Annotated in this window: 19 protein-coding genes and 1 riboswitch; of the genes, 18 read left to right on the forward strand and 1 reads right to left on the reverse strand. The window is 46.1% G+C overall.

Features of this window, described 5'->3' with window-relative positions; all coding sequences use genetic code 11:
• The first annotated feature begins 250 nt into the window (after nucleotides 1–250).
• The 12 genes from ACETMN_RS00075 to rsmI all read left to right on the forward strand — a co-directional run bounded on the left by ACETMN_RS00075 (nucleotide 251) and on the right by rsmI (nucleotide 10,239).
• Entirely contained in the window at nucleotides 251–436 is a 186-nt protein-coding gene (locus ACETMN_RS00075; RefSeq protein WP_017691396.1) for a sigma factor G inhibitor Gin, read from the forward strand.
• A gap of 258 nt (nucleotides 437–694) precedes the next feature.
• The gene (locus ACETMN_RS00080) at nucleotides 695–2,521 is read left to right on the forward strand and encodes an aminotransferase class I/II-fold pyridoxal phosphate-dependent enzyme (RefSeq protein WP_091018353.1); all 1,827 of its coding nucleotides are present in this window, start codon (nucleotides 695–697) and stop codon (nucleotides 2,519–2,521) included.
• Nucleotides 2,522–3,129: 608 nt separating this feature from the next.
• A complete protein-coding gene (locus ACETMN_RS00085) occupies nucleotides 3,130–3,480 on the forward strand; it encodes a CidA/LrgA family protein (protein WP_164783413.1) in 351 nt (116 codons plus the stop codon).
• On the forward strand, nucleotides 3,450–4,142 hold the full coding sequence (locus tag ACETMN_RS00090; protein WP_083657392.1) for an LrgB family protein: 693 nt from the start codon (nucleotides 3,450–3,452) through the stop codon (nucleotides 4,140–4,142). The genes ACETMN_RS00085 and ACETMN_RS00090 overlap by 31 nt, the downstream gene beginning before the upstream one ends.
• A 217-nt stretch (nucleotides 4,143–4,359) precedes the next feature.
• Nucleotides 4,360–5,007, forward strand: a complete 648-nt coding sequence (tmk, locus tag ACETMN_RS00095) for a dTMP kinase (protein ID WP_411735625.1) — start codon at nucleotides 4,360–4,362, stop codon at nucleotides 5,005–5,007.
• A 61-nt stretch (nucleotides 5,008–5,068) separates the two neighbouring features.
• Complete coding sequence (locus tag ACETMN_RS00100; RefSeq protein ID WP_017691391.1) at nucleotides 5,069–5,398, forward strand: cyclic-di-AMP receptor; 330 nt, start codon at nucleotides 5,069–5,071, stop codon at nucleotides 5,396–5,398.
• Nucleotides 5,399–5,742: 344 nt separating this feature from the next.
• Entirely contained in the window at nucleotides 5,743–6,186 is a 444-nt protein-coding gene (locus ACETMN_RS00105; RefSeq protein ID WP_017691389.1) for a YaaR family protein, read from the forward strand.
• Nucleotides 6,187–6,195: 9 nt separating this feature from the next.
• A complete protein-coding gene (gene holB / locus ACETMN_RS00110; protein ID WP_091018346.1) occupies nucleotides 6,196–7,167 on the forward strand; it encodes a DNA polymerase III subunit delta' in 972 nt (323 codons plus the stop codon).
• Between the two features lie 117 nt (nucleotides 7,168–7,284).
• Nucleotides 7,285–8,085, forward strand: coding sequence for a stage 0 sporulation family protein (locus ACETMN_RS00115; protein WP_053778939.1), 801 nt, complete (start codon nucleotides 7,285–7,287; stop codon nucleotides 8,083–8,085).
• Nucleotides 8,086–8,113: 28 nt separating this feature from the next.
• A complete protein-coding gene (gene yabA, locus ACETMN_RS00120) occupies nucleotides 8,114–8,482 on the forward strand; it encodes a DNA replication initiation control protein YabA (protein ID WP_017691386.1) in 369 nt (122 codons plus the stop codon).
• A gap of 95 nt (nucleotides 8,483–8,577) precedes the next feature.
• Nucleotides 8,578–9,354 carry a tRNA1(Val) (adenine(37)-N6)-methyltransferase gene (locus ACETMN_RS00125; protein ID WP_091018344.1) on the forward strand — a complete coding sequence of 259 codons (777 nt, stop codon included), beginning with the start codon at nucleotides 8,578–8,580 and terminating at the stop codon, nucleotides 9,352–9,354.
• A complete protein-coding gene (gene rsmI, locus ACETMN_RS00130; protein ID WP_036606130.1) occupies nucleotides 9,355–10,239 on the forward strand; it encodes a 16S rRNA (cytidine(1402)-2'-O)-methyltransferase in 885 nt (294 codons plus the stop codon).
• Between the two features lie 280 nt (nucleotides 10,240–10,519).
• On the opposite strand, the gene ACETMN_RS00135 is transcribed toward rsmI, so the two are convergent.
• Nucleotides 10,520–10,774 carry an AbrB/MazE/SpoVT family DNA-binding domain-containing protein gene (locus ACETMN_RS00135; RefSeq protein WP_024633700.1) on the reverse strand — a complete coding sequence of 85 codons (255 nt, stop codon included), beginning with the start codon at nucleotides 10,772–10,774 and terminating at the stop codon, nucleotides 10,520–10,522.
• A 317-nt stretch (nucleotides 10,775–11,091) separates the two neighbouring features.
• Here ACETMN_RS00135 and ACETMN_RS00140 point away from each other — a divergent pair, with 317 nt between their 5' ends.
• From ACETMN_RS00140 to yabG, 6 genes are all read left to right on the forward strand, one after another.
• The gene (locus tag ACETMN_RS00140) at nucleotides 11,092–12,369 is read left to right on the forward strand and encodes an HD domain-containing protein (protein ID WP_091018341.1); all 1,278 of its coding nucleotides are present in this window, start codon (nucleotides 11,092–11,094) and stop codon (nucleotides 12,367–12,369) included.
• Between the two features lie 332 nt (nucleotides 12,370–12,701).
• Nucleotides 12,702–13,472, forward strand: a complete 771-nt coding sequence (locus ACETMN_RS00145) for a TatD family hydrolase (protein ID WP_179198590.1) — start codon at nucleotides 12,702–12,704, stop codon at nucleotides 13,470–13,472.
• Between the two features lie 241 nt (nucleotides 13,473–13,713).
• Nucleotides 13,714–13,967: riboswitch (cyclic di-AMP (ydaO/yuaA leader) on the forward strand.
• Nucleotides 13,968–14,240: 273 nt separating this feature from the next.
• The gene (locus tag ACETMN_RS00150) at nucleotides 14,241–15,425 is read left to right on the forward strand and encodes a 3D domain-containing protein (RefSeq protein ID WP_091018335.1); all 1,185 of its coding nucleotides are present in this window, start codon (nucleotides 14,241–14,243) and stop codon (nucleotides 15,423–15,425) included.
• 155 nt (nucleotides 15,426–15,580) lie between these two features.
• The gene (gene rnmV / locus ACETMN_RS00155; protein WP_017691379.1) at nucleotides 15,581–16,126 is read left to right on the forward strand and encodes a ribonuclease M5; all 546 of its coding nucleotides are present in this window, start codon (nucleotides 15,581–15,583) and stop codon (nucleotides 16,124–16,126) included.
• A gap of 4 nt (nucleotides 16,127–16,130) precedes the next feature.
• Nucleotides 16,131–17,033 (forward strand): 16S rRNA (adenine(1518)-N(6)/adenine(1519)-N(6))-dimethyltransferase RsmA, encoded by a 903-nt coding sequence (gene rsmA, locus ACETMN_RS00160; RefSeq protein ID WP_091018333.1) that lies wholly within the window; start codon nucleotides 16,131–16,133, stop codon nucleotides 17,031–17,033.
• 59 nt (nucleotides 17,034–17,092) lie between these two features.
• Complete coding sequence (yabG, locus tag ACETMN_RS00165) at nucleotides 17,093–17,989, forward strand: sporulation peptidase YabG (protein WP_091018332.1); 897 nt, start codon at nucleotides 17,093–17,095, stop codon at nucleotides 17,987–17,989.
• Nucleotides 17,990–18,118: the final 129 nt, after the last annotated feature.

Raw genomic sequence — 18,118 nt, forward strand, 5'->3', positions numbered from 1 at the left:
TTGAATATAAGTTTGAGTCAGACCAAGAGATACGTGATGTAGAGGTAAATGCGATGGATTGTAGGAGTACTGTACATACATAAGCAGGTGAATGTTCTTGTAGGGAGAATGAATGTATTTTTCGGTACAGACACCCACGAGGGGGTGGGCGAATATATATATTTTATAGAAAGAAAGCACTATGAAAATGTTTAAAATAATAGAAACTGTGCAATACTGATAGTAAACGTAAAACAAGGTGGGATGGTTCATGGAAGAACATGCCGAACACACATGTATTATCTGCGAGCAAAGAAAAAGAGAAGGCATTTTTATTGTATCTGAATTCATATGTGACACTTGTGAAGCAGAAATGGTTCATACCGACGCGCAGGATGCCAAGTACAATTATTTTATTCATCAAATGAAGCAAATTTGGGTACAAAAAAACGCATAATAAATGTTGCTAATAGAAGTAGAAGCGAAACATCACATTGTAACGATGCTGATGTGTATAGAGGCCCAATGGGCCTTTTTCTGTTTTTAAGAGAAGAGAATGTCTTGTTTGCCATCTTGGGAAGGCGTATGCTGATATAATGGTATAGATCATTTGCAGTAGAGCGTGTGGAGATGGGGAAGAAGTGCGTCCCCTTGGATTAGGAAGCATTTTGAAGCGCGTAGGGCGCACATTATATATGTACAGGATGGTTATTTCATGGATCATAAAAATAAATCAAGTAGAGCCCCTTTATATGAAGCGTTGCTTGCGTATCGTGATTCAAAGCAGCGTTCTTTTCATGTGCCTGGGCATAAGAATGGTCAAGCTTATCGACATTTGGTAGAACAAGCAGAAGCAGGGCAACCTCCAGTTAAGGATATCGTTAATGAGGAACACCAGCACAACGGAGAGATTCAGAGCGATGCAGGAGGGAACGTTAACGGAAGGATAGAGCAATTCAGTTCAGTGGAGAAACATGGGGCTGACATGGGGAGTGGGGAACGACTCAGCGATGAAGGGGCTCATTCGGAAATAGAACTGACACCAGTGCGTTCATTTCTGGAGATGATGGAGATGGATGTCACGGAGATTACGGGCACCGACGATTTGCATCATCCAGAAGGTGTGATCCAGGAAGCGCAGGAGCTTGCGGCAGATTGTTTTGGAGCAGAGGAGAGTTTCTTCCTTGTGGGTGGAAGTACGGCTGGTAATTTGTCTCTATTGCTAACTGTGTGTGATGAGCCAAACAGTATTGTGCTGGTGCAACGGAATGTGCACAAATCTGTTATTCACGGTTTGATGCTGGCGGGCGCAAGAGCTGTATTTCTGGAGCCGTGGGTCGATCCTGCGTCTGGACTTGCGGTCATGCCGTCGGTAGAGACGGTTCAGGCTGCTGTCCAGTCCTACCCTGAGGCAAAGGGCGTATTAGTCACGTTGCCCAATTATTACGGCATGGGCGCAGATCTGACGCCCATAGCCGAAGTATGCCACGCTGCTGGCATGCCACTGCTCGTGGATGAAGCGCATGGCGCGCATTATGGGCAGCATCCGGAGCTGCCTGTCTCTGCACTGTCTTGCGGAGCAGACGGTGTTGTGCAGTCAACGCATAAGATGCTGACGGCTTTCACCATGGGTGCCATGCTGCACATTCAGGGACCGCGGTTAAACCGGTCCCTGTTAAGGCAGCGCCTGGCCATGGTGCAAAGCTCAAGCCCATCCTACCCTGTGATGGCTTCGCTTGATCTTGCGCGCCGGCTACTGCACGTGCAGGGCGCGGACACTTTCACGGCGGGGCTCGCCGCCGTGAAAGCCTTTAAGCGCGGCCTCGCGGAGCTGCCGCGCTTCCAGTTGCTGCAGCCTGCACAGCCGCTGCAGCCAGAAACGCCAGCCGGAACAGCGAAGCCGGCTGGCTTGTCCGTGTCCGCTGCGCAGCAGACACGGGAGGGCCTGACCGCGGCGGCGATGCCATCTGCCGCGGGGTATACCGCTCAGGACCCATTCAAGGCCGTCATCTATGACGGCACAGGGGTGCTGAGCGGTTATGGGCTACAGCAGCAGCTGGAAGCATGCGGCTGTGTGCCCGAGATGAGCGACGAACGGTACGTCGTCTTGCTCTTCAGCCTAGGCTCAACGGTGCAAGATGCTCAGCACCTGTTGCAGGCTTTACACCATATCAGCTCTGCCGATGGGCATGAGCAGGTCCAATCCAATGCAGAGCCATCGCAACAGATTGCGAAAGGTTCGGCCCATTATATTTCCACGTGGAACAATTTACAAGAAAATACTTGCCACTCGGAACCGATTTCCTTTACACTGCAACCGATTGTAGAGATGGATACGATCAATGTTCCGATAGAAGAAAGCGCGGGTTGTAGATCAGCCGAGATGGTTATTCCATACCCTCCAGGGATACCGCTTGTATATTCTGGTGAACGTATTAGTACATCGATGGTGGCTCGTATACACCTCCTTCGGGATGAGGGTGCAAAGTTTCATGGGGTATCTGATGCATCTCTACAGGTATTGAAGGTTATGAAGGAATGAAGGGAATACATGAAGATCTGAATTGCATTCACCAATAGGTAGGCAATATGACCAATACGGATAGCGATATCGGACCCTACATATGTGAGGGTCTCTTGGTCATTATTTTAATTGCTAGGGTGTGTCTTCAAAACTCAGGCATGCAATACGCTGAAGAATGTCAGGTTCAACATCTTGAAGTCAAGGATTGCTGACCTGGCGAATTGTCCAGACGATTTTCTAAGGAACCGAGGACGTCTTATTTGGGCCTTCGAGTCCTCCTTTTATTTTGTAAGGAACCTGAGACATGTTATTAACCAAATTCACCCAACAAACACGCTGTAAACGGCTGGTTATTCCAATATAGCGTGTTTCAGATTCCTTAGATTGCTGCGGACGCTTCAAATCGCTGAATAAGACGTCACAGGGTCGTTAGCGCTCCGCCCCGTGCTCTGCTCCAGACACGTTCAGTTACGTTCCTGCTTTCGGCAGGTATGAAGATCCACTCTAGTTCAACTTATACAGATAGACATAAGAAAGAAGGGAACACTTTGGGTATTCCGCTAAAAAAATATACAGGAATAGTCCTGCAAGTTTTGTTGATGTACGGTTTTTATTGGATTGGAAACTTGATTCAAGCTGTATTACATCTGCCGTTAACAGGTAGTATTGTGGGCATGCTGGTATTGTTTGTCACTATTCAACTGGGATGGATCAAAATGAGCTGGGGAGAAGAAGGGTCGACGTGGCTTCAATCTCATCTGCAATTATTGTTCATCCCGCCAACTGTGGGCATTATTAATCATTTTGATTTTTTTAGAGCCAACACCTTGTTATTAGTACTGGGTTTGATCGTTAGTACATTAATCACATGTCTGATATCTGCCAAATTAAGTGAGTGGCTTATGACATGGAGATCGTCTCATTCAGGCAAAAAGGAGGCGATCACTTGTCAGCATTCATCCTCGGAATTGGAATGATCGCGTTAACTATCGCTGTATATATTCCAGCCACTCGTCTATATAAAAGGCTGAGATGGCCAATACTTATGCCTGTACTTACAACGACTGCCATACTGATCCTTATCTTGGTGATTTCCGGTATAAAGCTGGATACGTACATGCTGGGTGGCAAATGGATACAGGAGCTCTTGGGCCCAGCAGTTGTATCTCTCGCTTTTCCCTTGTCCAGACACCTGCATGTGCTGAAGCAAAATATCATTCCAATTGTGGGCGGAACGATCGGAGGCAGTATTACAGGTGTGTCTACAGGGGCTTTAATCGCCATTCTGCTTGGCTATCCTCAGGAAATGGTCATCGCTTTATTGCCAAAATCCGTGACCACTCCTGTGGCTATTCAACTCGCTAATCAGGTTGGAGGGAATGCCTCATTCACATCGCTTTTTGTGATGATTGCAGGATTCTCAGGGATATTATTGGGGCCGATGCTCTTGAAATGGGCCAAAGTCCGCAGTAAACATGCCTATGGAATTGGACTGGGTTCAGCATCTCATGCCCTCGGCATGGCAAGGTCTTTTGAATATGGAGAGAATGCGGTAGCCCTCAGTTCAGTTTCCATGATTGTCAGTGCCATTGCCGGATCAATTATGCTTCCATTATGGGTATGGATTATCTACGGTTGAACGCTTTACTTTGTTGTTCATGTTGGAGTAACCGCTGACCTATAGTATTATAGAAAGAAACAAGCTTGTATGATCTTGGTGTTATTAATACGTACCGATATAGCTGTAGCTATACACCTCTGGGCGGGGGATATCATATCTTGTAGCAAGAGGGTCTAAGCATATTCAATTACAGCAGCAATAGATGCAATTATCGACATAGAAAGCAGGGAAGCATATGCAGGGCAGAGGTAAATTCATTACGCTGGAAGGGGGAGAGGGTTCCGGTAAAACAACGATGATCGGTAGAATAGGTTCTTATTTTGAAGAACGGGGTATACCTTACGTAGTTACCCGAGAGCCTGGTGGAATTGAGATTGCGGAGAAAATACGTTCGATTATTCTGGACCCTCTTCATACGGCAATGGATGCTCGAACCGAAGCGCTATTGTATGCAGCTGCACGCAGCCAGCATCTGGCGGAGAAAGTAGAGCCTGCGCTGAGAGCTGGAAAAGCAGTCATCTGTGACCGATTTGTCGATAGCAGTCTGGTCTATCAAGGCTACGCCCGTGGACTCGGGATAGAGAATGTATGGGCCATTAATCGTTTTGCGATCGGTGATCTCATGCCGGATGTGACCTTATATCTGGACATTGAGCCTGAAATGGGGCTTGCCCGGATCGATGCTCATGATGGCCGAGAAGTGAACCGTCTGGATCTGGAAAATCTGGAGTTTCACCGTAAAGTGCGAGAGGGTTACTTCCTATTAAAAGAGCAGTTCCCGGAACGATTCAGAGTTATCGATGCTTCCATGAAGCAGGAGGATGTCTTGGCAGCAATGATTTTGTCGCTGGAGACAGGGATTTTGAAGGATTTTGACGATTAATTGTCTAATATATAGACAGGGCATTTGATAAAGGTGCTTATTCTAAAGGAGGTTATGCAGGATGAAACTGATTGTTGCGATTATACAGGATAAAGACAGCAACCGATTATCCAGCGCATTGGTCAAAGCAAACTTTCGGGCAACGAAGCTTGCCAGTACGGGCGGATTTTTGAAGGCAGGCAACACGACGTTTATGATCGGTGTCGATGATGGTCAAGTCGAATCCGTAATGAACGTCATTCGCAGCAGCTGTAAGGTTCGTGAACAGCTCGTGACTCCGGTCACACCGATGAGTGGAACAACCGACTCTTACCTGCCGCTACCTGTTGAAGTTCAAGTAGGCGGAGCTACTGTATTTGTTCTCCCGGTAGATCGCTTCGAACATTTCTAATTAAACCTATTGCATGGATCTCATGAGGGTCCTTCATGATCGATAGCATGTTGGAAACGATGGATGCAAGAAGAGTTAACAGAGTTCGTGCGTGCCACTTACGGAACGCCTTTCTTGATGAGAAGAATCAGCATACTCTTTCCGGATGAGCATTTCCCAGCTGGGGGAATGGTTCATTTCGGAAAGAGGTTGACTACAAAGAACAAGTCCTTGATGGTGATGTGTATCTACCATTATATATAGAGTGTGATCAGCATATATAAAAGCCTCATTCTCACGCACAGGCGCAACGCGCACTGTGCTGATGGGCGATTAGCTAACTTTGATAGAAAGCGGGCGTACCCATGAAAATCAATCCTGGATTCAGACCGATTCAGAGCGGGATCAGTTCTACTGATTCAGGTTCCAAACCGGTTCAATCCAAAAATTTCTCTGATATGATGAATCACCAGGGGGAACGGGCCTCACAAGCTGAACTGAATCGCCGGTTTAGTGAAATCCAGCTTCAGGGAGATCGCTTGGCACGTTCCATGACGATTCGTGAACTGAAGGCGTATAAGCAACTTGTTAAAAGGTTCCTGGAGGAGACCGTTCGTCGCGGTGTATCCATGAAAGAGACAAGGGGTTGGGATCGCCGTGGCAGAGGCAAGAGGTATAAGCTGATTGATGAAATTGACTCCGCTCTGTTATCCATGGCTGATGAACTGCTGGATACAGAAGAAGGAAAAATCTCTCTATTACAACAAGTAGGGGAAATTCGGGGGATGCTTATTAATTTAAGCTTCTGAGGAGGAAGTATGTCCTTTCAACAGATTATGGGTCAACAAGCGGCCAAGCAAATGTTACAAAGCAGTTTGAGACGTCAGGCAATAAGCCATGCGTATTTGTTTAGCGGTCCAGCTGGTAGTGGGCAACGGAAGACGGCAATTACCTTTGCCAAGGCAATATTCTGTACAGAGCTTGAAGATGACGCTTGTGGGCAGTGTCTTGAATGCCGTAAGGTAGATCATGGTAACCATCCGGATCTAACCATGCTTGCGCCAGATGGAAACAACATTAAAATAGATCAAATCCGGGATCTGCAGCGTATTTTTTCATACCGATCTGAGGCAGGACATCCCAAAGTATATATTATAGAACAAGCCGAGAAAATGACGGTGCAGGCAGCAAACAGTTTGCTCAAATTTCTGGAGGAACCGCAGGTACCAGCAGTCGGCATCCTGATTACAGATAATGGACAGGCCATGTTGCCAACAATCCGCTCACGCTCCCAATTGGTGCCGTTCAGCGCACTTAATCCGGAAGAGATGCTGCAATCCCTGATCGAGGAAGGGAACCCTGCCAATCTGGCTCGCTCTGCCGTCCATTTAGCGTCAGGATTGGAAGCATGTAGAGAAATTCTCCAGCAGAATTGGTTTGCAGAAATTAGAAACGTAATGTTACAATTAGGGAAGGAGTCCCTGGGTAGAGGAAGTACATCATTGATCTCTGCACAGCAGAAGCTTTTTAAAACCGGACTCTCTGAACACCTGGACATGTTACTCAGTTTGTTCCATCTATGGTTTAGGGACATGCTGTATGTTCAGTACGATAGGCATGAACATATCGTTTTTATAGATCAGTTAGACATGTTATCTCAGTTGGCACATACCCGCAGCACAGAGCAGTGGGTCTCCTATATGGATATGGCCGCAGCATGCAGAAAAAAATTGCGTTTCAACGTCAATGGCCAGCTTTGTCTGGAGCAATTTTTGATCGGTTTGGCATAAGACTGGGAGAGGGCAAAGTTAGCTCCAATCATATGCAAACGGTTATAACTTCGGCCGGTTCCCTAAGAAGACGGGGCTTCAGACGAAGTGGGGTTGGCTTACAAGGGGGTTAATTTTTTGTACAGTGTAGTGGGTGTCCGTTTCAAAAAAGCGGGCAAAATTTATTACTTCGATCCCCTGGACCTTCCCATTGAGAAAGAAAACTGCGTTATCGTGGAGACAGCGCGGGGGGTTGAGTACGGTAAGGTTGTCGTAGGTAAGAAGGAAGTGGGCGAGTCCGATGTGGTGTTGCCGCTGAAGAAAGTCATCCGCGTTGCGGGCGAGACAGATGCCCGTGTGGTTGATGAGAACAAACGTGCAGCCAAAGAAGCATTCGGTACTTGTTTAAATAAAATCAAAGACCATGGCCTCAAAATGAAGCTGGTCGATGTGGAATTTACGTTTGATCGCAATAAAATTATATTTTATTTTACAGCTGAAGGAAGAGTTGATTTCCGGGAGCTGGTCAAGGATCTGGCAAGCATATTCCGGACACGAATCGAGCTGAGACAGATTGGTGTACGTGATGAAGCGAAGATGCTTGGCGGAATCGGACCTTGCGGCCGTGTGTTGTGTTGTTCTTCCTGGCTGGGAGACTTTGAGCCGGTATCAATCAAGATGGCTAAAGATCAGAGCCTGTCACTGAATCCGACGAAAATTTCAGGGTTGTGCGGAAGACTCATGTGCTGTCTGAAATTTGAGCATGATAACTATGAAAGTGTGAGAGAAGAACTGCCAGCTGTAGGCAAATTGGTCGTCACCTCATTGGGTGAAGGAAAAGTTGTCGGAATTAATGCCGGTAGCCGCACAGTCCATGTTCAACTGTTCGACATCAGTAAAGTCAAAGAACTTCCGCTGGATGACGTCGTTATCAAGTAAACCATAAAGGTTGCTTCGGGGTGGAAACTTGGAAAAGAAAAATCTGTTTACGCACATTCATGAAATGGAAACCCAACTGGGTCAGTTGCACGGTGATTTAGGAGAGTTAAAAATGATTGTGAAGGAGCTGCTTGAGGATAATCAGCGGCTTACCATCGAGAATGAGCAGTTACGCAAACTGCTCAAACGTGAGGCTCCGGCAGATCTGCCGATCTCCTCAGCACTCGCTCCTGTAGCAAGACCAGCAGGTCCGGCTACAGGCGAGGATGTTGTGGGTGAAGGGTATGATAATCTAGCCCGGTTGTATCACGAAGGCTTCCATATCTGCAACGTCTATTATGGACATTTGCGGACGGAAGGCGATTGTCTGTTCTGCCTGTCTTTTTTGAATAAATGAAGTGACCGTAGGGATCCCCTACGGTTTTTTTTCAAGGTTATAAACCTAAACTAAACGAACATGAGATATAGAGTACCGGAGGATGAGCGTAACATATGAAAGCAAATGAAGTTGTGTTACATGAGTCAGAGCGGATTGATGATCTGCTCTCTCATGATCTGAGAATCATTCAAAGTGATGAAGTGTTTAGTTTTTCGATGGATGCCGTATTATTAGCCCGGTTTGCTTCGGTACCTAAACGGGGTCGTGTACTTGATTTGTGTACGGGTAACGGGGTGGTTCCCATTTTGCTTACAACACGTACGCAGGCTAGTCTGGAAGGGATCGAGATTCAGCCACGTTTGGCTGATATGGCGCGTCGCAGTGTGCAATTAAATGCATTGGATGAGTCGATTATGATTCGTGAAGGTGATTTGCGAGAACTCGTGAAAGAAACAGGACATGCTGTATACGATGCAATAACGGTTAATCCTCCATACATGCCTCTGAATGGCAGTGATCTCAAGATGAACACACATCAGGCAATGGCACGTCATGAGATCGGATGTACCCTGGAAGAAGTGATACAAGCTTGCAGTCGACTTGTACGTAATGGCGGCAAAGTATCGATGGTTCATCGTCCGCAGCGCCTTGCAGAGATTATCTCGCTCATGCGTGAGTATAAGCTGGAACCAAAACGGATTCGGATGGTACATCCCCGTGCTCATTTGGAAGCCAACATGGTGTTAATTGAAGGAATGAAAGATGGTAAACCCGAAGTAAGGATGCTTCCTCCACTCATTGTCTACAATGAAGAGGGGAAATACTGCGAAGAGATTATGGATATTTACTATGGTCAGCAACCTGAGCGTACTACGAAAGGAGGGCTTTAGATGACTTTGCATATTCAAAAAAGCTATGCGGAGCAGCCTGAAGGATCAGGCAAGCTCTATCTGGTTGGAACACCCATTGGTAATCTGGAGGATATGACCTTCCGTGCCATCAAGACATTGCAGAGTTGTGACATCATTGCAGCAGAAGATACACGCCAGACCCGAAAGCTGCTTACCCATTTTGAAATTACACCTTCGATGCTGTTTAGTTATCATGAGCATAATAAGGGGGCGAGTGGACCTGAACTGATACGCTATATAATAGAAGGAAAAAATTTGGCACTCGTCAGCGATGCTGGTTTGCCAGCCATTTCGGACCCTGGTTCTGACCTTGTGCAGCTTGCACTGGAAGCCGGAATAACGGTCATTCCCATCCCGGGGCCCAACGCTGCATTGTCTGCTCTGATCGTGTCCGGATTACCGACGGAGCGTTTTACATTCGGCGGTTTTTTGCCGCGGGAGAAAAAGGACATGCGGAAAGTGCTGGAGGCGTTTGACGAATCCAACGGGACTTTGTTATTTTATGAATCGCCTCACCGTATCCGGAAAACATTAGTCCACCTTGAAGAAATTCTGGGTGATCGCTCGATTGTCCTGGCACGTGAACTAACCAAGCGTCATGAGGAATTCGCAAGGGGCACTGTGAGGGAATGCATAGACTGGCTTGAAGAACATCCGCCTCTTGGCGAGTACTGTTTGCTGGTAGAAGGCATTAAGGAAGAGGAGCGTAAGGCTGAGCGCGAAGCATGGTGGCAGCTCATGTCACTCGCGGATCATGTCAGCCATTATGAGGGTGAAGGACACAACCGCAAAGATGCAATGAAAAAAACGGCTACCGATCGCGGTCTGGCGAAGCGGGATGTGTATAATGCATTAATCGAGTAGTAATCTTACCAAATATCTTCTGTTGTGGGGAACATAACCTGAAAAGAAGCTTATATCCAACCTTAGTGGAATATTAAAAAGAGCAGAGTGGCTAAAAAAATTCCGAACAAATTTCATCGTTGTCTCCCAGTTCGCGTGTGACAGAATCACTTTGGGTAATGGAACCCATAACAAGGCAAAAAAATACCTTCCGCGGTGGGGTTCACACCGGGAAGGCTATTAAGGAATATTAAAAGGTTAGAAATAACAATTTAGATAAGTCCAGTATACCTGGTTTTTCTTATTTTGTCACAGGTGCAGGGATTTCGGAAATACATTCGTTACAAACAATTTTACCTTTGAAGTAAGTAACGTTCTCTGCATTACCACAGAAGATACAAGCAGGCTCGTATTTTTTCAACATGATGCGCTCGCCGTCAACGTAGATTTCCAGAGCATCTTTTTCACCAATACCGAGCGTACGGCGCAATTCAATTGGAATAACTACCCGTCCCAGTTCGTCCACTTTTCTTACAATACCTGTTGATTTCATCATTATAATCAGTGCTCCTCTCAGCTAACTATCTTTGTCATTATTCGACATTATTTTATGTTTTATGATACTCATCATACCAACGATTCCCAAATCAGTCAACCTTAAAATTAGCTTAAAATTAAGGGTGTTTTTCACAAGGTTACTGGTGGTAAGGGATTGGCAGCAGTTTTTCGCATTTAAACCTCAATGTCAGCTTTGTCGATTTGGAAAACGACAAAACTACTTCATTCGACAAAGTTCGTCATATGGTGTCGAATATTAGGTGAATCGCAGAGCTCAAAGCGTTAATATAAAAGGAATTAAAGGAGTGAGTCGACATGGAACAACGTTTAACGGAAGAGAAAGTATTCAAAGATCCGGTACATAATTATATCCACGTGCAAGATCCGGTTATATGGCAGTTAATTAACACCCCGGAATTTCAGCGTCTACGCCGGATTCGTCAGCTGGGTACTTCTTACCTTACCTTTCACGGAGCAGAGCATAGTCGGTTCTCACATTCACTAGGTGTTTATGAGATCACACGCAAGATCATCTCTCAATTTGAAAGAAGTCACTATTCGGATTGGCCGAAGGAAGAAAAGATTGTAGCTCTGTGTGCAGCTCTACTTCATGATCTCGGGCATGGGCCATTCTCTCACTCCATCGAGGAAGCTTTTGACATGAATCACGAAGATTGGACTTGTCGCATTATTACAGGTGATACCGAAGTAGGGGCGATCTTAAGACGGTATGCTCCTGATTTTCCTGAGAAAGTAGCGTCTGTCATCCAAAAAACGTATGAAAAGCCGATTGTGGTGAACTTGGTGACCAGTCCGCTTGATGCAGACCGAATGGACTATTTGCTCAGGGATGCCTATTTTACAGGTGTAAATTACGGCACGATTGACCTTGATCGTATCCTTCGGATGCTGCGTCCTTATCATGGGCGGATTGTAGTCAAGGAGTCAGGCATGCATGCTGTGGAGGATTACCTCATGTCTCGGTACCAGATGTATTGGCAGATTTACTTCCATCCGGTAACTCGTAGTTCTGAAATTATATTGCGGCAAATATTCAAGCGAGCAAAAACACTCATACAGCATGGTTTTCAATTTCGCTTCATGATTGATCCACTCCCTCAATTATTTGGAGGAGAATTATCCGTGGATGAATATTTGCAGTTGGATGAAGCCTTAATTCAGACGGCATTTACACAGTGGCGAAAGGAGGACGATACTGTTCTAAGTGAGTTATGCGAACGTTTTATGGATCGCAAGTTATATAAGTATGTAGAGCTTGAACAGGTCGACTTGACAATGATGGAAGAGATTCGGGAAGCTTTTGTACAGGCTGGTCTCGATCCCGAATATGATCTTGAAATTGATTTTCCCTCGGATAATCCGTATGATGTGTTTCGTCCGGATGAATCCACAGATAAGCAGATTCTTCTTCTGGATCGACAGGACAATTTACGTGAGTTGTCAGAAGTATCTGACATTGTCCGTTCCATCAGTGGGCTTCACCGAGGGAAACATCATTTGTATTACCCGCAAAACAAGGTGGATGCGATTATTCACGAATTACCGTCACATATACGCCCCTATTTCTTGTAATCGTGTGGGTATAATCCGATGAAGAATTTCGATATCAAAACACTTTCTAAAAGAGCTATTTTTCATGATACAGTAATCTGCTTTAATGGGGCGTATATGTAGATCGACATAATTTTGTAAATGCAAGCAGGGAGAATAAGCACAAATAGCAATATATAGATCAGAATATCCGTATATCTTCTATATATTGTAGTTGTGAAGAAACAAACGTAATGATGTAATACACAGATACCCAAAATGTTTTATGTATGAGTCATTGAATTATTGAATTTTACAAATGTGATTTTGAAAAAGAAGATAGTCGTTATTTCGACATGAAGGGAGATACAGACATGATGCTGTTCGACACACATACACATCTGGATGCACCACAATTCGACGAGGACCGCGAGGACATGATTCAGCGTGCTGTGGATGCAGGAGTTGGTCGCATGATCAACATTGGTTTTAACCGGGAGACAATTCCAACCACAATGAAACTCGCTGAAACATATGACTTTATATATGCAGCTGTAGGGTGGCATCCCGTAGATGCGATCACAATGCAGGACGGCGATTTGGAGTGGATTGCATCTTTATGCAAACATGAAAAAGTGGTTGCGATCGGTGAGATTGGATTGGATTATCATTGGGAGACATCACCAAAAGAAATACAGCATCGCGTATTACGACAACAAATTGCTTTGGCGCGTGAAGTAAACATGCCGATTGTCATCCATAATCGGGATGCACATGAGGATATCATAAGAATTTTGCGTGAAGAGAAAGCGGGTGAAGTTGGTGGTGTGATGCACTCGTTCTCGGGCAGCTGGGAAACAGCCAAAAGTTGTCTCGATATGGGCTTCCATCTCTCCTTCGGAGGACCGATCACATTCAAAAATGCAAAGCAGCCCAAAGAGGTGCTGGAGAAGGTTCCTATGGACCGGTTTTTCATTGAAACAGATGCTCCATATTTGACACCTCACCCTTATCGTGGAAAGCGAAATGAGACAGCGCATGTACGTCTGGTTGCAGAGGCAGCTGCGGAAATTAAAGGCATTTCGGTGGAGGAAATTGCTGCAATAACAACCAAAAATGCCATGGAACGATTTGGAATTCGTTAAAAAAACGAGCAAATGAGGCGAAAAAGGCAGGTAAGAGGAGGTAATTTGCTCTTTGATCCAAATAAATCAAGAATATTACAATATTTTAACCAAATATTCAGAAAAACGTACTTGATCAACGCTTTACAACATGCATCAAAACAGGATATCATCTTTTCAGTGAATTGTTGTGCGGAAAATTGGACAGATGTTCGGGGGATGAACAAAGGGACACTTTCCGATGAAACAACATTACTTTCATGAATCAGTCTCGCTGAGTCTCCGTTAACGGAGAGCGGGGGAACCAATAGGGCTTAAACATCGGTGTATTTGGCCGATGCGCAACGTTCGCTGACCCAAAAGCAGCGAAGGGATCTGCGAAGCCGTATTTGATTTCTTCTTTGGGTCTCGGGGTGAATTCAAGGGCGTCCGCCATGAGCGGGTGACCCAAGATAGGGCGGCTCTCTTTCGCCCGAACCCGACAGCTAACCTCGCAAGCGGAAAAAGAGAGGCAACCTCGTGCATGAATTTCCGATATTCAAAATCATTCGGAAGCCACGAAAGAGTTCCTCTTACACTCTTTCTTTGGCTTTTTTGTTTTTGAATAAAAGAAATATTGTCATCATACGGTAGGTATTCAGGAGGATGACATCATGTTGCGAAGATTGATTCATGGTGCAGAACCGGATTATGTTGGTCCAATCTGTGTTCTGTAGAAAATTTGGTATAGTCACGTCAAAGACATCATGCATTACTTTAGACGGCGAGGCTATGAAGGAGGACGGAGAAGTGGGCACATTCCAACCAGAAGAGACCCATGAGTCACGATCATCCAGTAAGTCTTTCGCGTTGCGGTGGAAGCATGAGAACATGCGTCAAATGGCATTGATCGCGATTTTCTCAATTGCGCTTACAATCATGATCTTGTTAGTCGTTTACGGTCAGGCCGGGAAACAAATTTCACTGGTTATTGATGGCAAAGCTCAGGTGGTAGAGACTCGTACAGGAATGCTTCAGGAAATGCTGGAGGAGCAGTCGATCACAGTCAGCCCTCACGATAAGGTATCCATGTCCATGAACGGGGCAATTACAGATGGAGACCGAATTGTTATTGAGCGGGCCGTTCCAGTTAACATTACGGCAGACGGAGACACCAAGACTCTGTATACAACGGATTCATCGGTAGAAGATGCAATTCAAAAATCAGGTATTCAAGTTGAAAGTAATGATAAAGTGTATCCGGCGCTTGGAACTGCGATCAAAGCGGAGATGAAGATCCGTGTAGTGCGCGTAACAAAGCGTACAGTCGAAGTAGAGCAACCGATCGCTTACAAAGTCATTAAAACGGCTGACCCTAGCTTGTACAAAGGGGATAACCGTGTCGTTGTGAACGGCAAAGAAGGCAAACTTGTGCAGCATATCGAAAAGGTATTTCAGGATGGAGAATTGGTCTCCAAAAAAATGGTCCGCAAATCTGTCGCGAATAATCGTGTAGATAAAGTGATCGCTGTCGGCACCAAAGCAAAACCGGTCGTGAAAGAACCTGAGATTCAGACCGTATCGGCTCAAACTTCAACAACCAAAAAGGCTACAACAACGAACTCGAAGAAAACATCTGCCTCGGGCAGCAAAGTGATTACCGTATCCGGGACTTCTTTTAAATACTCCAAAGTACTTAAAAATGTATCCATGACTGCCTACTCTTCTGAAGAGCCTGGCATTGGAACTAAAACAGCTTCCGGTACTCGTGTAACGGAAGGGCGCACCATTGCGGTTGATCCCAAAGTCATTCCAATTGGCTGGTGGGTATATATCGAAGGTCTGGGATTCCGTCGTGCGGAAGACACAGGCGGTGCGATTAAAGGGAACAAAATTGATGTGTATTATGACAGTGTGAAGCATGCCCTGAATTTTGGACGCAAGAAAGGCAAGACGGTCTACGTGATCGGTCCGGTGAAGCCGGAAGCGAACTAAAATCGTTTTACTTTGAAATGGGAATGCTATAAAATAGTTGCATGAATGATTCATGCGGAATATGCGGCGGAGGAGTCTGAATTCAGTCTCCCCCGCCGTTTGGCAGAGAAGAGGATATTCCTCTTCTTTTTGCGTTAGAAAGGAAGAAATGGAACATGATAAAAGAAGTCATTGTGGTGGAAGGCCGTGATGATACGGTAGCCATCCGTCGGGCCGTGGAAGCCGATACAATAGAAACAGGTGGATCAGCCATCAACCAACGCATTCTGAAGCGGATTGCGCTTGCTCAGGAGAGACGGGGAGTCATTGTACTGACAGATCCGGATCATGCCGGCGAACGCATTCGTAAAATTATTGCGAATAAGGTGCCTGGATGCAAGCATGCTTTCATTCCGGAAGCCGATGCAACGCGCAAAGGGGACATTGGGGTGGAGAATGCCTCACCAGAGGCGATCCGTCATGCTCTGGCGCGCGTACATACATCATACGAAGGTGCTCCGAGTCTGATCGATTGGGAGGACCTGATCGCGGCAGGACTTATCGTGCATCCGCAGGCTGCTGCACGTCGCATGGAGATGGGCAATCTGCTGGGCATCGGTTATTGTAACGGTAAGCAGTTCCACAAACGTCTCAGTGTATTTCAGATTACACGGGAAGAGTTCTCTACAGCATTAGCGCAAATTGAACGTGAAGGATTGTGAGCATATGAAGGACATGGAAGATACGATAGAAATTGCAACGCCCAAGCGAACGAAAGAGATTATTCAAAAACATGGATTCTCATTTAAGAAAAGTCTGGGTCAGAACTTTCTGATCGATCAAAATATACTGAACAAAATCGTTAATGCAGCCGACCTGGACGAGTCCAAGGGCGCACTAGAGATCGGGCCGGGTATTGGAGCCCTTACGGAGCGACTGGCTCGGGTAGCCGGTCCTGTCACAGCCGTAGAGATTGATCAGCGCTTGATCCCAATCCTGGGAGAAGTGATGCAGCCTTATTCGAATGTACGTGTTCATCATGGGGATGTGTTGAAGCTTGATCTGGCTGAGTTGTTTAATACGGATTTTGCATCCGTGGACAAAGTCAGTGTCGTGGCTAACCTGCCTTATTATGTAACGACTCCAATCATGATGAAACTGTTGGAAGAGAAGCTGCCGGTAGACAGTATTGTTGTCATGATCCAAAAAGAAGTGGCTGAACGGATGGCTGCTGCACCAGGATCAAAAGATTACGGCAGTCTAAGCATAGCAGTTCAGTATTACAGTATGCCGGAGCTTGTGTGTATTGTGCCGCCCACGGTCTTCATTCCGCAACCTAATGTGGAATCGGCTGTCATTAAGCTGAAAGTGCGCGAGCAACCGCCAGTGGAGATTCCGGATGAAGCACACTACTTCGAAGTGGTACAGGCTTCTTTTGCCCAGCGGAGAAAAACAATCTCAAACAACTTGAAAGCACGTTTCTTCACAAAGGATAACCGGGGACAGGCAGACATTCTGCTGGAGCAGGCAGGTATTCAACCGTCCCGACGTGGAGAGACGTTGAGTCTGCAAGAGTATGCCACACTCAGCACCGTAATGTGGGAAGCAGGGGTACGTGCAGCGCTGTAAAATTTGAATGAACCAAACCGGGTCTCTGCCCATACGATGGGGTAGAGGTGATTACGTTGATGAATATCGGAGACTTGGTCGTTCGGAAGTCATACGGCGGCGATGTGACTTTTCGGGTGGAAGGCCTCCAATTGGATGCTGCGGTCATTAAAGGGACTGAGTTCCGGCTGCTTGCCGATTCCCCGGTGGACGATTTGATACAGGTTCCCTATGAACCGCAAAGCGCCAAGACCAGACAGGCGCATGTTAAAGCACATCAGACCCTGTCCCGCCTGCAGCAGAATCGTATGGAACAGGCTGAGCGGAATCGCGAAGGTCTGGTACAGGATTGGTCTGCTCAGCAGGAACCGGCTTATTTTGAGATGCCTGGAAAGGTGCTTCATCTGGATGGAGATCCGAACTATTTGAAAAAAAGTATGGATCTCTATGAGCAACTTCGTGTTCCCGCAGAGGGACAATATGTTCATGAATCGGCAATGGCAGATACCTTATACCGTTTATTACCCAAAGTCCGTCCGGATATCGTAGTTATTACGGGTCATGATGGGGTGCTAAAGACACGTCAGCCCTATGACTTATATAGTCTTGGTAGCTACAAGAACTCGCAAAATTTTGTGTCGGCCATTCAGGTGGCCAGACAATATGAACGCCATCTGGACGCTCTCACTATTGTGGCAGGGGCCTGTCAGTCCCATTTTGAGGCACTGCTGCGTGCTGGAGCGAACTTTGCCAGTTCTCCAGGCAGAATTCTCATTCATGCACTTGACCCGGTCTATGTGGCAGCCAAGGCCTCCTTCACCTCTGTGCGTGATACGGTCAATATGAGTGATGTTCTGCACAATACCATCAGTGGTAGCCAGGGTGTGGGTGGTGTCGAGACACGGGGGAGTTATCGGGTAGGTCTGCCTGGGCTGAATGATTTATCTACGCTAAAAGTGAACCCGTCGGCAGTCTGATGTAGGCCATTTAAAGTCCCAATTTGGGGCTTTTTTTGTTTGCAAAAAAATTCATTGACAACAACTTTTTGATGCTGATATAATAATTAGTTTTGATTTGACAATGACTGTAAAATCCGGTATAATGGA

It is taken from the genome of Paenibacillus sp. M2, from assembly GCF_046713495.1.
GTDB lineage: Bacteria > Bacillota > Bacilli > Paenibacillales > Paenibacillaceae > Paenibacillus > Paenibacillus amylolyticus_B.

What these genes read in the sequence shown, in the direction of transcription:
- ACETMN_RS00075 (WP_017691396.1), top strand. Translation starts at nt 251, where the DNA reads ATGGAAGAACATGCCGAACACACATGTATTATCTGCGAGCAAAGAAAA.
- ACETMN_RS00080 (WP_091018353.1), top strand. Translation starts at nt 695, where the DNA reads ATGGATCATAAAAATAAATCAAGTAGAGCCCCTTTATATGAAGCGTTG.
- tmk (WP_411735625.1), top strand. Translation starts at nt 4,360, where the DNA reads ATGCAGGGCAGAGGTAAATTCATTACGCTGGAAGGGGGAGAGGGTTCC.
- ACETMN_RS00100 (WP_017691391.1), top strand. Translation starts at nt 5,069, where the DNA reads ATGAAACTGATTGTTGCGATTATACAGGATAAAGACAGCAACCGATTA.
- ACETMN_RS00105 (WP_017691389.1), top strand. Translation starts at nt 5,743, where the DNA reads ATGAAAATCAATCCTGGATTCAGACCGATTCAGAGCGGGATCAGTTCT.
- holB (WP_091018346.1), top strand. Translation starts at nt 6,196, where the DNA reads ATGTCCTTTCAACAGATTATGGGTCAACAAGCGGCCAAGCAAATGTTA.
- ACETMN_RS00125 (WP_091018344.1), top strand. Translation starts at nt 8,578, where the DNA reads ATGAAAGCAAATGAAGTTGTGTTACATGAGTCAGAGCGGATTGATGAT.
- rsmI (WP_036606130.1), top strand. Translation starts at nt 9,355, where the DNA reads ATGACTTTGCATATTCAAAAAAGCTATGCGGAGCAGCCTGAAGGATCA.
- ACETMN_RS00135 (WP_024633700.1), bottom strand. Translation starts at nt 10,774, where the DNA reads ATGATGAAATCAACAGGTATTGTAAGAAAAGTGGACGAACTGGGACGG.
- ACETMN_RS00140 (WP_091018341.1), top strand. Translation starts at nt 11,092, where the DNA reads ATGGAACAACGTTTAACGGAAGAGAAAGTATTCAAAGATCCGGTACAT.
- ACETMN_RS00145 (WP_179198590.1), top strand. Translation starts at nt 12,702, where the DNA reads ATGATGCTGTTCGACACACATACACATCTGGATGCACCACAATTCGAC.
- rnmV (WP_017691379.1), top strand. Translation starts at nt 15,581, where the DNA reads ATGATAAAAGAAGTCATTGTGGTGGAAGGCCGTGATGATACGGTAGCC.
- rsmA (WP_091018333.1), top strand. Translation starts at nt 16,131, where the DNA reads ATGAAGGACATGGAAGATACGATAGAAATTGCAACGCCCAAGCGAACG.
- yabG (WP_091018332.1), top strand. Translation starts at nt 17,093, where the DNA reads ATGAATATCGGAGACTTGGTCGTTCGGAAGTCATACGGCGGCGATGTG.